This window comes from Zhongshania aliphaticivorans (assembly GCF_902705875.1).
GTDB classification, from domain to species: domain Bacteria; phylum Pseudomonadota; class Gammaproteobacteria; order Pseudomonadales; family Spongiibacteraceae; genus Spongiibacter; species Spongiibacter aliphaticivorans_A.
Genome location: NZ_CACSIK010000003.1, coordinates 242241 through 257375, shown reverse-complemented (window position 1 = coordinate 257375; position 15135 = coordinate 242241). Strand labels below are relative to the sequence as shown.

General features: G+C 42.2%; 12 protein-coding genes. 9 read left to right on the top strand and 3 right to left on the bottom strand.

Annotated features, from left to right (window positions below; genetic code table 11):
* The first annotated feature begins 32 nt into the window (after positions 1-32).
* Positions 33-1265 (top strand): NADH:flavin oxidoreductase/NADH oxidase family protein, encoded by a 1233-nt coding sequence (locus AELLOGFF_RS16285; RefSeq protein ID WP_235035755.1) that lies wholly within the window; start codon positions 33-35, stop codon positions 1263-1265.
* Between the two features lie 71 nt (positions 1266-1336).
* Here AELLOGFF_RS16285 and AELLOGFF_RS16280 read toward each other — a convergent pair whose 3' ends face one another.
* Entirely contained in the window at positions 1337-4084 is a 2748-nt protein-coding gene (locus tag AELLOGFF_RS16280) for a LuxR C-terminal-related transcriptional regulator (protein ID WP_159270052.1), read from the bottom strand.
* Between the two features lie 452 nt (positions 4085-4536).
* Here AELLOGFF_RS16280 and AELLOGFF_RS16275 point away from each other — a divergent pair, with 452 nt between their 5' ends.
* The 7 genes from AELLOGFF_RS16275 to AELLOGFF_RS16240 all read left to right on the top strand — a co-directional run bounded on the left by AELLOGFF_RS16275 (position 4537) and on the right by AELLOGFF_RS16240 (position 9273).
* Entirely contained in the window at positions 4537-5289 is a 753-nt protein-coding gene (locus AELLOGFF_RS16275; RefSeq protein WP_159270051.1) for a glucose 1-dehydrogenase, read from the top strand.
* 34 nt (positions 5290-5323) lie between these two features.
* On the top strand, positions 5324-5815 hold the full coding sequence (locus AELLOGFF_RS16270) for a flavin reductase family protein (protein WP_159270050.1): 492 nt from the start codon (positions 5324-5326) through the stop codon (positions 5813-5815).
* A 14-nt stretch (positions 5816-5829) separates the two neighbouring features.
* A complete protein-coding gene (locus AELLOGFF_RS16265; RefSeq protein ID WP_159270049.1) occupies positions 5830-6150 on the top strand; it encodes a 2Fe-2S iron-sulfur cluster-binding protein in 321 nt (106 codons plus the stop codon).
* Between the two features lie 41 nt (positions 6151-6191).
* Positions 6192-7256: an LLM class flavin-dependent oxidoreductase gene (locus AELLOGFF_RS16260; protein ID WP_159270048.1), complete on the top strand. Its 1065-nt coding sequence runs from the start codon at positions 6192-6194 to the stop codon at positions 7254-7256.
* Between the two features lie 34 nt (positions 7257-7290).
* Positions 7291-7881: an NUDIX hydrolase gene (locus tag AELLOGFF_RS16250; RefSeq protein ID WP_159270160.1), complete on the top strand. Its 591-nt coding sequence runs from the start codon at positions 7291-7293 to the stop codon at positions 7879-7881.
* Positions 7882-7987: 106 nt separating this feature from the next.
* Entirely contained in the window at positions 7988-8758 is a 771-nt protein-coding gene (locus AELLOGFF_RS16245) for an SDR family NAD(P)-dependent oxidoreductase (protein ID WP_159270047.1), read from the top strand.
* Positions 8759-8877: 119 nt separating this feature from the next.
* Positions 8878-9273 carry a hypothetical protein gene (locus tag AELLOGFF_RS16240; RefSeq protein WP_159270046.1) on the top strand — a complete coding sequence of 132 codons (396 nt, stop codon included), beginning with the start codon at positions 8878-8880 and terminating at the stop codon, positions 9271-9273.
* 119 nt (positions 9274-9392) lie between these two features.
* Here the strand turns inward: AELLOGFF_RS16240 and AELLOGFF_RS16235 are convergent, their stop codons facing one another.
* Positions 9393-10415, bottom strand: coding sequence for an NADP-dependent oxidoreductase (locus AELLOGFF_RS16235; protein ID WP_159270045.1), 1023 nt, complete (start codon positions 10413-10415; stop codon positions 9393-9395).
* A 311-nt stretch (positions 10416-10726) separates the two neighbouring features.
* Here AELLOGFF_RS16235 and AELLOGFF_RS16230 point away from each other — a divergent pair, with 311 nt between their 5' ends.
* The gene (locus tag AELLOGFF_RS16230; protein WP_159270044.1) at positions 10727-13093 is read left to right on the top strand and encodes a TonB-dependent receptor; all 2367 of its coding nucleotides are present in this window, start codon (positions 10727-10729) and stop codon (positions 13091-13093) included.
* Between the two features lie 372 nt (positions 13094-13465).
* Here AELLOGFF_RS16230 and AELLOGFF_RS16225 read toward each other — a convergent pair whose 3' ends face one another.
* A complete protein-coding gene (locus AELLOGFF_RS16225; RefSeq protein WP_200842768.1) occupies positions 13466-15082 on the bottom strand; it encodes a long-chain fatty acid--CoA ligase in 1617 nt (538 codons plus the stop codon).
* Positions 15083-15135: the final 53 nt, after the last annotated feature.

Below are 15135 nucleotides of genomic sequence, written 5' to 3'. Positions count from 1 at the left end.
ATTAATAATACATAATTCAAGCGGGGATCAACGTGTCATTAACATCTACAGTAGAAAGTGAAATTAATATTGCTGAGAAGGCGGTGATAAAAAATCGTTTGTTTAAGTCGGCGATGAGTGAGCAGCTTGCAGATAAGCACAATGCACCCACAGAAGAACTGATTAAGCTTTACGAGGCTTGGGCAAAAGGTGGTACCGGCTTACTTGTTACTGGTAATGTCATGTTAGGCCGAGACGCTTTGGGTGAGCCACGAAATGTGGTGTTAGACCAAAGCTCAGACTTGTCTTTGTTTAAGCGTTGGGCTGTAGCCGGAACGCAAAACAATACACACCTTTGGATGCAGTTGAATCACCCAGGTAAGCAAGTGCCGAGCTTTTTAAGTAAAGAGCCTGTTGCTCCCTCTGCGGTGCCACTTGGTAATGGTTTAGAGAGCGGTTTTAAATGTCCTCGTGCTTTAACAGAAGCAGAAATCCTCAATATTATTTCTCAGTTTGCCTGGGCTAGTGGCAAAGCGAAAGAATGTGGGTTTACTGGTGTTCAAATTCATAGTGCGCACGGCTATTTAGTGAATCAATTTTTATCGCCGCATCATAATCGTCGCGACGACCAGTGGGGTGGTAGTCTAGAAAATCGTATGCGATTTTTATTGGAAATTTACCGTGCAATACGTGCTACCGTCGGTGACGATTTTGCCGTTGCAGTGAAGTTAAATTCTGCCGATTTTCAAAAGGGTGGATTTGATGAAGGCGACTCGATAGAGGTTATTAAAGCGCTGCAAAGTGAAGGCATAGATTTAATCGAGATATCTGGCGGCAACTATGAAAATCCCAGTATGGTTGGGGAAGGGGCGTCGGAAAGCACATTAAAACGTGAGGCTTACTTCTTAGATTACGCCGAAAAAGCTCAACAGCTTATGAGTGTACCGCTTGTGGTAACTGGTGGTTTTAGATCTGCCGCCGCCATGAATAGTGCTATTGCGTCTGGCGCAGCAGATATGATTGGTATCGCAAGACCCTTGGCCTTAGACCCTGATCTTGGGAATAAACTGACTGCCAGCGATAAGCATGCGATAAAACTCCCAACCCTGAGTACTGGGATTAAAGCCTTAGATGCGATGGTTATGCTGGATATTACCTGGTATGAGCATCAGTTAGAACGCATCGGTAAAGGTAAATCCCCGAAACCGAATCTTTCTGAATGGATATCGGTACTGAAAACCTTTGGTTCATTGGGGTCGCTCGCGTTTCAAAAGCGACGGGTATAAGCCTACACTGGCGCGGTGTCTCTAGCTACTCACAGTGTTTATTGCTGCGGTAGCTAGTTACTGAAAGATGGTCACAGACGAAAATGTCGCGCGACTGTTACTGCTGCGGTTCGATTGTCAACATGGAGCTTCGCATATAGATTTTTTAAGTGCCAAGCAATTGTGTGTTGGCTAACACTCATTTCTAACGCCAACTCTTTATTCTTTAGCCCTTTAGCTAGTAACTTTAATAGGTCAAGCTCTCTTGGTGTTAGCGGCTCAATATTATTGATATCAGTGCTAATTTCTTCTGCCCCAGTTGGGTTTACTCCGAACTTATCCATTAAGGTTGCTAAGTACTGTTCGCCTTCAGGGGTGTTGCTAAGCGTGTCATCATTGGGCCACCGCGCTAGGGTTTTCTGGAAGAGCTCGTGGAGATTTGGGTCTGCTTCTAAAAAAGTCTGTAGAAATGATCCGTTACCACCAAGTTGAATTGATTCTGATAGGCGATTAATTGCGCTACGCTCTTTGCCGAGTTTGTGGAGAGCGCTGGCTTCGGCAAGTAAAATCTTTATTAGGTGGCGGTGTTGGTTGTGTTTTCTGGCCATTGAGGCCTGTTTGGTGAGGTGCGGTAGTGCTTCCTCAGGTTTGTTGGAGCCAAGAAGGTAAAGACTGGCGCCCATATCGATATAGTACAGAAGTGCCGACCAGTGCTCCGGTGATGTGCCAACCTGTGTTTTGTTAATTGGCTTAAGCTTCTTAAGATCGAGATAGGCGGTTGCAGCGGCTTCAAATTTGCTACTTTTTGTTAATAACCTTACTCGTTCGCAGAGCATTGCGGCAACAAGCCGGTCGTACTGACCTTGTTTTCCTAGCGCCTCACCCTCTGCCAGAGATTGCAGGGCTCCCTCAATATTGCCATTTAACATGGCAAGCCTAGCAGCTACTTGAAAATAGCAAATTAGAGGTTCTATAACGGAGGCCTCTTGTTTAACAACGGCGCAGTTTTGAATACACGCCGTCGCTCGATCAAAATCACCCCATTCGTAGTAAATTTCCGCAGATAGAGCGCTAGGAACTGCAAATGGCATCCATTGATCTATAAATCCTTTGCCGGCGACTAACTGTGCTTTTTCATATTGTTCATTGGCTTGCTTTAGATGACCGGATAAACGATAGCCAAGGCCCCTAAAAATGAGAATATAAACAGTTGCCCGAAAATTATCGATACCCCCAGCAACTTCATTAGCTACAGCTAGTCGATGCCCTTCGTCAAATCGGCCTTGATGCATAAAGGCGTAAACTAATGCGGCAATATAAGTGTTATAAAAGAAGATGTGTTCTTTTTGAATATCGATATCACCTGAATTAGCGAATTTGGAAATCTCTATTTCATTATCGCTAACAACGGTAATAACGCCGGTCTGAGCATTTATATTGCTTTGGATTTTGTTAAGAGTTTTGGGATTAGAGGTGAACTCATTACAGGTTTTTTTTAATAACGATTTAGCTTTAGCGTGATGAGAAATCGCATTAGGGAAGTCACGTTGAAGAATTTCAACCCACGCTAAGCCAAGTTGAAAGCCTGGGCTTTCTTGGATATATTCTTTAGGTAAGCTGTTAATCCAGCTGCCAAGCGTTGCAAGCCGGTTTCTAGATAGCAACATTTCTAGACCGCTTTCGATTGCTGCTGCCGCCGAATCCCAGTCCTCTACTATTAGCATATGATTGATAGCTTCATGTAGAAGGTTGTTGCTTAGGCACCATTTATAAGCTCTACGATGAATTTGATGTAGATCACTTTTAGTTCTTGATGACATTTTCGCTTGTAAGAAAGTGCGAAAAATATGGTGATAGCGATAGCAGGCGAGCTGTTCATCTAGTGTGACAATAAATAGGTTCATGCGACGTAATTGTGTCAGTATCGATTCACTGTCTTGTTGTTGGGTAATGGCGTCACAAAGTTCAGGCGTTAATATTTCTAATATGGAAGTTTCAACCAAGAAGTTTTTAATGGAATCTGGGAGTTGTGAGAAAATATCGTGTTCAATATAGTCTGAAAAATCAGATTCTCGGCCGGTAAATCGACGAATGTACTCGTCAATATCACTGTCTTTTTTTAGGGAAAGTGCAGCAATATGTAAGCCATTTATCCAACCATCTACTCGTTCTAATAAAGTGCCAATATTCTCATTGCTAAGGCTGGGAAGAGATTTGTCGGAAAGGATTTTTACCGCTTCGGAATAACTAACTTTCAAGTCATCAGCAGTAATGTCAATCAGGTTTTTTTGTGCGCGTAGTTTTCCAAATTTTGAAAAGGACGTACGACTAGCAATAATTATTCTAAGGTTGTGTGGGCCGGCCCCGAGTAACTCGACCATAATATTCTCAACATCGGGAGAATTTGCACGATGTAGGTCGTCCAGAATCAGCGTGATGGGATCGGAAAAGGAAAGTAATTCATTCATCAGCGTTGTTAGAATAACACGATAAGATAATACCATGCCTGAGCCGATGAGTGCTTGTGAGGCAACGCCAATATTTTTTCCTAATGATTGAAGTGCATAAGAAATACCTGCTAGAAAATGGATGGGGTCAGCATCACTTTCCGACACAGAAAGCCAAGCGGCGTGTTTTTTATCATCTTGTAATAAATTGAAATATTGAACTAGTAGGCTGGTCTTGCCGAACCCTGCAGGCGCAGAAATTAAGTAATTTCCTTCGCCGTTGTGAGCTTCTTGTAATAGGGCAAGACATTGCCGTTCAATAAGCTCTATAGAACTTTTTGGGGGGCGAGTTTTGGCAAGATTGACGATACTGCGGTGGTTTAATTCAGTCACGTTAGAGGCTTCGTAGTAGGCTTATAATTAATATTATCAGTGCAATTAACAATACACTTTAGATTTTATTTTCTCAAGCATAGGTTTTAATGTATTGAGTCGCAGTTAGAGAATTGCCAATGCTAGGTGTCTTAAACTCAGCTTGGGTAGCTCTTATTGAGTGGCAACTAAGTGATTGGAAAAGCCTAATGGGAAGCAAGAGAAGTGAATTTTATGCTTCGCCTATCCCGTTCTTAAATGCTCTAAACTGCGTGTGTTGGGCACCCTCACTGATATTAGTGCCGAAATATGGGTTTTCTTATTCCAGCCCCCCCCCCCTTGGATTAGTGGCATAAATTTTACCTGCATTAGTGGTTCGTATTGCTAGTTTGATGAATAGGATAGCTACATCGAGTGATGGCGGGTGAATATCTAGGTATTTACTTGCTCAATAATTATACAGGCGAATAACAATGATAAAAGGAAAGGTAGTCATTATTACGGGTGCTGGGTCAGGAATTGGCAAGGGTACAGCCCTAGTTATGGCAAAAGAAGGCGCAAAACTTGTATTGGCAGATATTGACCGCGAGGCAGTTGAGGCGGTGTGTAAAGAGGTAAATGGAATAGATGGGGATGCGACCTTTATACAAACTGACGTTACCGATGTTGAGCAAGTTGAAGCCATGGTTGACCACGCTTTAAAAACATATGGTCGCCTAGATTGTGCCTTTAATAATGCCGGTATTGAGGGGCAATTGGTGCCATTGGACGAGATTGATGTTGCAGACTTTGATCGCACCATGTCTGTGAATCTGAAAGGTGTATTTTTATGCATGAAATATCAGATTAAAGTGATGGAAAAAAGTGGTGGCGGTTCAATTGTTAATAATTCATCCGTTATGGGTATGGTGGCTTCACCACTTATATCTACCTATTGCGCAAGTAAGCACGCAGTTATTGGTTTAACTAAAAGTGCGGCGCTTGACTACGTAAATAAAAATATTCGTATCAATGCGGTTTGTCCCGGTGGTGTAGAAACACCTATGGTGACACAAGTGCTAAAGGAAACACCAGATGCGCTAGAAGATGTTCTCGCTGCGGTTCCTGCCAAACGTCTGGCAAGTCCAGAAGAGCTTGCTGAAGCTGTGATTTGGCTCTGCTCTGATCGTTCGAGTTTCCTTACTGGAGCAGCGGTTCCAGTGGATGGCGGTTATACCGCTCAATAAGTTTGCCAAATTGTTCAGGGTTGGAAAAAAGATTATGGCGTTTGATAAGCGTGAGCTACGAAACACACTAGGGCTGTTTGCAACGGGCGTCACTATTATGACAACCGTCAGCAAAGCGGGAGAGGTGGCTGCAATGACGGTGAATTCATTCACATCTCTGTCGCTGAGCCCGCCGTTAGTGATTTGGTCTGTTGATCTGGGTTCTAGTTTATTTGATGAGTTCAATGTGGCAGAGGGATTTGCAGTCAATATTTTGGCTGAGTATCAGCAAGAGATATCAGATCTGTTTGCGCGGTCAGAAAATGACCAAAAAGATATGTTGGCATCGTTTGAAATTAGCGAGTTAGGGAATCCCATATTAAGGGGGTCTCGGGCAGTTATTGAGTGTGAGATTAAAGATAGGATTACCCAAGGCGACCACCAGATTATTATAGGTAGCGTGATGGGTTTTAGTGGAGATGCATCAAAACAACCTTTGGTGTTTTCTTGTGGTAGGTATTATGAATTAGGCGCTCAGCTTGGTTAAGTGAGGTATATATCGTGGTGAAAGTAACATTTGTATCTGTTGATGGTCGCGTCATTGAAGCTGAGTGCGAAGCTGGCCGTACATTAATGGAATGCGCGACCGATAACATGATAGCTGAAATTGAAGCGCAGTGTGGCGGTGGATGTGCGTGTGGAACTTGTCATTGCTATCCGCGTGAAGAGTGGTTGAAAAAAATACCCGCAATGGACGATCTCGAGGAGTGCACATTGGAGGGCGGTATGGCTGAGGTCAAGCCCACGAGTCGCCTTGCCTGTCAAATAATACTAACTGAAGAAATGTCTGGATTAGTGGTTGATTTGCCCGAGTTGATGTAATTAAAAAATCTAAAAAAAATATTTAAATTTAGGAGATGAAAATGGAAAAGATTGGCTTACAAATTATGTTTCAAAACTACGGCAGTCAAATATCTGATGTAGAGCATGTCAAAGACGAAATAGCGATAGCGGAAATGGCTGAACCAATGGGGTTTAATGAAATATGGCCGGTTGAGCATCACTTTACTGATTATTCGGCATGTCCAGATAATACGCAGTTTTTATCTTATTTAGCGGGTAGGACATCAACAATAAAATTAGCCACCGGTGCCGTTATATTGCCTTGGAATGATCCGCTTAGAGTCGCGGAGAAGATTACCTTTTTAGATCACTTAAGCAATGGTCGTGCAGTTTTCGGTGTGGGTCGTGGGCTTGCTCGTTGTGAATATGAAGGCTTTGGTGTTGACATGGAAGAGTCTCGTGGCAGGTTTGACGAGTCAGCGGCTATGATTATCGCTGGTTTAGAAAGTGGTTACGTCGAGGGTGATGGTGAGTACTACAAGCAGTCTCGGGTGGAAATTCGTCCACGAACAATATCTGGCTGGAGAGACCGCTTTTATTCTGTTGCCATGTCTCCTGATTCTGTTCTTCAGGTGGCTAAACTTGGCGCGCAAATGATTCTGTTCTCAAATAAAACAGATGAGAAGTTGAAAGAGTCTATCGATATTTACAACGCCGAATATCGTAAGCATCACGACGATGAACCTAAACCTCCACGCTTGTGTGACTTTGTCGTCTGTCACGAAGATGCTGCAGAGGCGAGAAAGCTTGCTAAGGCACATATCGGTGGTTACTTCGCATCGGTTATGGATCACTACGAGTTAGCGGGAGATCATTTTAAAAATAGTAAAGTCTACCAGTCATACGGTGATGACATAGATGTTTATGAGAAGACCGATTTCGAAGTGTTGATGGATGCGTATATTGATTGCAATTTGTATGGAACCCCCGAGCAAATTATTGAACGCGTAGAGCGTCGTCGCAGCATTATTGGTGATTACGAACAGAATATATGCGTTAAATTTGGTGGTAATACACAGGCGTCGGCAATCAATACAATGGAGCTTTTCATGGGCAAAGTCTTGCCAGCATTGAGAGCGAAATAGCGAAGTCGTTTAACTAAATCGTAGAGGTGTATCTATGAATTTTTGTCAAGTGTGTGGCTCTTCGGTGGTTTTAAAAGTACCTCCAAATGATAGTTTACCTCGTCATACTTGCACCTCTTGCGATCAAGTGTATTACAGCAATCCTATCGTTGTGGCGGGCTGTATACCATTCTGGAGGGGAAAGGTATTGCTTTGCAGGCGAGCAATCATGCCTAGCTACGGAAACTGGACTGCGCCAGGCGGTTATGTGGAGTCAGGGGAAACGATTGAGCAATGCGCCAAAAGAGAGGCGTGGGAAGAGGCCAATATTAAAGTTAAGCTTGGCCCAATTATCTCGGTCACGAATGTACCTGCGGCTAATCAAGTACACATTTTTTTTCGGGCAGATATGCTCAGCGGTGATTATGGTGTAGCTAGTGAATCGTTAGATGTGAAGCTCTTTCATCCACGTGAAATACCTTGGGATCGAATAGCATTTTATAGTGTAGAAGAAACATTGCGGAGAATGGTTGGTGATGGCTGGGCAATGTCTACTAGCAAAAATATACCGTTGAATTTTACCTCGCAACGGCCACCTCGACGAAACGCGTTTGAGCTATCGATACAGGCAACGGGTGTTGTATAAATAGGGAGTATATGAGTAGCGAACACTTTTAGTAATTTTATTTATAGTGCGTTTGAATGGTTGACCTTTAATAAGAATAACCGAAATGGTGGTAATTAGGTGAAATATGAATAATGGAATGTTCTCTGTTGACGGGAAAATAGTACTTGTGACCGGAGCATCTTCCGGAATTGGGTACGCCCTTTCTAAAGGATTGGCTGAGCATGGCGCTTACGTTATCGCTGCAGCACGGCGTGTGGATAAGCTAAAAAGCCTTTGTGATGAAGTTGAATCAAATGGCGGTAAAATTTTCACCATTAAGATGGATGTCAGTGATCGCGCTAGTGTTGTAACCGGTTTTGATCATGTTAATAAACATGTCGGTGTCATAGATACAGTGGTGAATAATGCTGGAATTGCTGCGCCTAGTAGCTTTGTAAAGATTGATGAAAAAACTAGAGATGCCGTTATGGGCACTAACTTTAACGGTGTATGGAATGTGGCGCAGGAGGCTGCACAGAGATTGATAAAGTCTGAAAGGCCCGGTTCAATCATTAATATAGCATCAGTTCTAGCTCTAGGCGTTAAGCCTGGGCAGTCAGTGTATTGCGCATCAAAAGGTGCTGTTGCTCAATTAACAAGAGGAATGGCGCTAGACTTAATTAAATACGGTATTCGATCTAATGCTATTGCGCCAGGTTGGTTTAAAACTGAAATGAGTGATGACTTTTTCGAGTCTGATGAAGGCTTAGCATATATTAGCCAAATGCCAGCGAAGCGTTTAGGTACTTTAGATGAATTAATTGGCCCTGTTATTATGCTTGCTAGTGATGCTGCTTCGTTTGTTAATGGTGTTGTGATACCGGTTGATGGTGCTTTAAATGTCGTCACAATATAAATGAAAAAGTTATATTATTTTCAGACGGGTTGTCGAAGAAAATTATAATAAGGATGCGCGAAGGAAGCTTGATATCGCAGCATGTGTATGAAAATAATCACAATAAGGAGTTATGAAATATGAAAAAAAGAATGAAAATTGCCTTTGCCATTACAATACTAGGTGTGTCTTCATTAACTGTGGCAGGCCCATTGTCTCCAATAGTTGAGCTGCTAGGTCAACTGAATGGTCAACTTGCAAATATTGGTGGTGGGGGTGCTGGATTAGACACTCCTCTAGAGTTGTTGGGAGGGTTAACTGGTTTAAATAACGATTTATTATCTGGTGTTGAATCTTTGCTTGGACAAGACTTCTCTCAAGGTAATAAAAATGTTAATGGTCCTAGTGTTGAGCTACCTTACAATCCACTTCCATTAGCGCTTGATCTGATCGGTAGCTTGCCTCATATAGATTCGTTACCTGGTACACAAGTCATTGTGCTTACGCTTGATTCACTTGATACCGTGCCCATTTGAATACTTGTAAATAGTATGTTGAGTGTTGTGTTCTGACTATATAATAAACGATGTGTTCCAAACTTAGGATTTGATAGTCGTGATTTTCCGCTACTCATTATATGAGTAGCGGAAATCTTCTAAGGTTTTAGTATTAATTTACCGAAGTTACCACCGTTGAAAAGAAGATTGAAGTAATCGCCAAAGTTTTCTATACCGTGGCGAATGTCCTCTTTGGATTTAATCTGACCTTCATTCATCCATTTGACTATTTCCTTGACGCCTTCGGAATAGCGGTGGTAGTAGTCAAGTACAACAAAGCCTTCTAATCGTGCACTATTGAAGAGTATCGGTATATAGTCAATCTCGGCGTGAATGCTAAGTCCTGCTGCATTGTATTGCGATATAGCGCCACATACAGTGATTCTGGCTTTGTGGTTTATGTGTTTGATGGCTGCATCAAGAGTGGGACCACCAACATTGTCAAAGAAAACATCTATACCCTTTGGACAGCTTTTCGCAATTGCTTCGTTTAAATCAATATTACTTTTGTAATCAATAGCGTCATCAAACCCAGCTTCTTCAATTAAATAGCGGCATTTATCTTCTCCTCCTGCAATGCCGATAACCGTACAGCCCTTTATTTTTGCAATTTGACCGGCGATACTTCCTACTGCGCCTGCGGCGCCAGAGATCAGAACGGTATCATTGGCCTTAATCCTTGCGACATCGGTCAATCCGAAGTAGGCGGTCATTCCCGGCATGCCTAATGCGCTTAAAAATATTGAGGTGTTAATGTTTTCAGCGGTGTTGTCAATTTTCTCAATGGCATAGTCGCTATTTAATTTGCAATATTCCTGGACGCCAAACATGCCAGATAGTAGATCACCCTTGTTAAATTTTTCATGTTTAGAATCTACTACCACGGCCAAGCCTAGAGCTCGCATTGTTTCATTTATTTGTACAGGGGGGATGTATGATTCAACATTATTGATCCAACCGCGCATGGCTGGATCAATTGATATTGAATCAATTTTAACGATAAATTCACCAGGGTCAATATCACCATTGATCTCCTCATGAACTAATTTCCAGCATTCGGTTTTAACTTCACCGTTAGGGCGTGAGGTTAAGACAATTTTTTTGTTTTTTATCGATGTCATGGGAATTTCTCCAAATAATTATTCACCTTTACTATATCTCATTTTTTGTATTCTCCACCTATTACTTTTGATGGGGGGGGAGGCTACTTAATGTGATGGTTTGCTGTTGGCTTTGTGACGCTATTATGAGTCAAATAAAGATTTAGCGTTGTGATGGATGATCTTGCCGTTAAAGATTTTTCGATAATGATTTGTTTAATAATTCTGTTTAATGCTTTTTTAATCTTTAATTTATATAAGAAATATAAATATTAATGATCGATATTTTTATGTGTTTGAAATTTAACCGTTTAATAAAAAGGATAAGATGTATGAGAGTAGCGCATAGCAATTTTTCAAAAAACGTATCCTGTGTTTTAACAATTGGTGTGTCAAGCTTGCTTAGTTTTCCGTCATTTGCCGAAACAAATACAAGAAATAGGATGTTAGAAGAAGTTGTCGTGACAGCACAAAAACGAGAGGAAAACTCACAGGAAGTGCCTATAACTATGGCGGCCTTGGGAGGTGAGAAGCTCGAAGCATTTGGTATTGAAGCTACAGCGGACTTAGAGAAAATCGTTCCAGGGCTAACTTTTACCCAGCAGTACGGCTACACCGTAATCTACCTCCGTGGCGTTGGTAGTGAATCATTTCTACCTAATTCGGAGCCAAGTATAGCGTCTTATGTCGATGGTATTAATATTGCTTCGGCGCATGGTAAATCAGATGCCGTCGGACCTGTAGAGCGGATCGAAGTATTAAAAGGCCCTCAGGGGACTTTGTATGGCCGTAGTGCAACAGGGGGGGCAATAAACATCATCTCCAAACCAGTACCGACCGAAGGTTATGAGGGGTTTCTAACCTATGGTGCTGGAAATTATGATGATCGTCATATACAGGGTTATTTCGCGGCTGCATTAACCGATCGCACGGGGATGAGTTTTTCATACTATAAGGATCAGCGGGATAATCTTAACGTGCGAACGATTAGGGGTGAGGTTCAGCATGATGATAAGCAGGATTTTTCAGAAAGCTTTCGTTTAAAAGTTACTCAGACCATTGGAGATAACATTAGCATCACTGGTATTGCCCAAAAAACGGATGTACAACTCGCAGACGCAGACAAGAAAGCCAATATTCACCCTTCAGGGCTTTCTATTGGGGCCGACCCACAGGAGCCTGGTCGAATTGTTGAGAATGACAAGCAGGGCCTTATGCGGACAGATGCTGAGCTATATGGTTTGATATTTGAGTGGGATTTGGATGCTGTTGCTTTTAAGTTTGTTTACTCGGATCAAGAATCGTTGACGTTTGACAGAACGACTACTGATTACGATGGTACGAGCTTAAATAAAGTGAGCTTCTTCACTTATGATGAGCCAGTATTTCAGGAGACATACGAGTTTCAGCTTAGCTCTACTGATAATAGCTGGATGTCCGATAAATTGACATGGGTGGCGGGCTATTACCATCTTGAAGGTGGTGGGGGGTTTGAGCGTATATTCTTTGAACTTTCTCCGGAACTTGCTACAGGCCTTGTTACAGGTTTGGCTGGTTCAATTGGTGATTTATTAACTGGTATTTTATCGCCGGTAACCAGTACGCCTGTATTTTTAGAGGCAGGTGGTAAAATAACTATTGATTCTGACTCTGTATTTGCCGAGGCTACATATTCGATTACCCCTGATTTAAATTTAACCTTGGGAGCGCGATATCAAGAAGAGACTCGTGGATTAATAAATAGTTATTTTGATGTGATAAATCCACTATTTGGAACGCCTTCAGAGGAATATTTAAGCGGTAGTGACCAGAGCAATAATATTCGAGTTGCTACTTATGAAAATCCAGATTTAGAAGATACATCTGTTGCACCTCGTTTAGCGATTCAGTGGTTTCCCTCTGAAAGTGTTCAGATTTATTCTTCTATTGCGAAGGGATTTAAGAGTCAGACCTATAATGTGCTTAATTTCTTTTCTGCCCCCGATGAGGTCGACAAGTCTGAAACTACCTCTGTTGAGTTGGGTTTTAAATCTGACTTGCTTGATAGTGCTCTACGTCTAAACGGGGCTGTGTTTAATACTGTAACAAAAAATCCTATTTCGGCTTTTGTGGGTTTGACCTCTGGTGGTGTTGTTAACTATTTTAATGCAAAAGAATCTACTACCAAGGGCGCTGAAATAGACTTTTTGTTTCAACCAATGCCTAGTATGAATCCAGGCTTAGTATTGTCAGGTGGTGCTTCTTATATCGAAGCAGAGTTCACGGATTTTGAAGATGGTCGTGGTTATGACGAAGAGACCGGTTTAGCATATGGTCCTGGTGCAATCACCTTATTGGGTGCACGTGACTTTACTGGTAACGATGTGCCTAGAACCCCAAAATTTAGTTCTAATATTGCACTTAATCAGGCAATAGAGTTGGGTGATTTTGGTTATCTTGAATTGGCCGTGGACTATGCCTTTAAAGACAGCTTCTTTTATACGGCATCGAATACTCCGCATGCTAAGCAACCCCAATATGAACTGTTTGGTGCTCGTATTAGTTGGATGTATGATCCCAAGGGCATAACCCTAACCGCTTATGTTAACAATATTAAAGACGAAGATTATTTTGTGCAAATGGCAGAAAATGATTTTGGTGTTTCTGCAGCATTGGCACCACCGCGTTTATATGGTGCAAAAATCAAGGTTGAATTCTGATTCTGAGGTTATAATACCTTACCAGTTAGTAATAATTGATCTGAGTTAACTGGATTTTTTTACCTACCCTTGGTACTTGGTGCACTATTCGTGCACCTTTTTTTATCTATTTTTTTTGCATTTTTATGTGGGTGGAAAATTGTTATTTATTTTCCACTTTTTTTCCTTATATCGGTTAATAATAGATTGACGCTAGGTGAATGATTTATGCATTTTAAATGCATAGGATGGGAATGATTTTGTGGTTTGAAGTTGGCGGTGTGATTAAAAATACTGATACGGATGGTGTTCGGTGTGGAGGTGGAAAATTGAAAATGAGTTTGGCTGGGAGTTATATTAAGCTCCCAGCCACTGCGTCGGTTTTGAAGATGTTTAAGATGAGGATGAGGTAAATTTTTCAAATTGGATCCGTAGATCCTTCTTGCTAACTTTGCCTGTTGCAGTGTGAGGAAGCTTGTCGACAAAAGCGACCTCTTCCGGAATCCACCATTTGGCGACCTTACCTTCTAAATATGCAATCAATTCTGTCGCGCTAATATTTTTGTCTGGCGCTTTAACTGCAATCAATAATGGCCGCTCACTCCATTTTGGATGTGGTATGCCTATGACGGCTGTTTCATGTATGGCGGGGTGCCCTATGGCGGCGTTTTCCAGCTCGATAGAGCTGATCCATTCCCCCCCAGATTTAATGACGTCTTTTGTACGATCTGTAATATGCATGTAGCCTCGTTGATCGATACAGGCAACGTCACCGGTTCGCAGGTAACCTTTGTTGTCATGGCTATCGCTTCCTTCTAATTTGTAATAGCTTTTACAAATCCAGTTACCTTTTACTCGAACTTCGCCAATTGACTCACCATCCCATGGCTGTTCGCTCCCATCGTCGGCGACAATGCGTAGGTCTACGCCAAATACAGGGCGTCCTTGTTTTAGACGAATTTTATTGAGTTCGTCCTGTGATAGATTTTCCATTCCAGCTTTGGGGCTATTGAATACCCCAAGAGGACTGGTTTCTGTCATCCCCCATGAGTGGTGGGTATAGATATTATGCTCACGTTCGAACTCTTCCATTATGGATAATGGACAGGCGGCACCACCAACAATGACGCGGTTTAATGAAGGAACTTTTTTACCACTGTCGCGTAAATAGTTGAGCAATGCTAGCCAGACGGTGGGGACACCTGCTGAGAGTGTTACTTGTTCACTGTTTATTAGGGTCTCAAGTGTTTCACCGTCCCCCATTTTTGAACCCGGAAACACGATCTTTGCACCAACCATGGCGGCGCAATAAGGTATGCTCCATGCATTTACATGAAACATGGGTACAATGGGTAAGATTACATCTTTCGAAGAGAGGTTCATCGTGTCAGGTAGCGCCGCTGCATAAGAATGTAATACGCAGGAACGATGACTATAGAGAACGCCTTTTGGATTTCCAGTTGTTCCTGAGGTGTAGCACAGTCCACTTGCTGTATTCTCATCAATCTCAGGCCAGTCAAATTTATCAACGTAATTCGAGATGAAGTCTTCGTAGTTGTCAATATTTTGAAGCGTAGTTTGCGGCATGCTGGCAGCATCGCTCAGCACGATAATTTTTTGTACTGTCGGTAATTTGTGTTGTAGATTTTCGAGCAGCGGTAAGAAAGTGGGGTCGGTGAAAATTATTTTATCATCAGCATGATTGATTATGTACTCTAGCTGTTCAGGAAATAAGCGCGGATTTATCGTATGACACACGGCGCCAGAGCAAGGTACGGCGTAGTATAATTCAAAGTGTCGATAATCATTCCACGCTAACGTGGCCACTCTGTCTCCGGTTTGTATGCCGAAGGCTGCAAGGGCATTTGCTAACTGACGTGCTCGTTTGAATGCGTCTTTAAGTGTGTATCGGTGTCGTGGATTATCTGCAGTAAACGACACGACCTCTACTTCTGGAAACACGCGATCGGCGAATTGCATTATAGATGTGATAGTGAGCGGTTGAGTCATCATCTGACCGGCTAGCATGAGATTTTACTCCTAACATTGTTATTTATTAATAC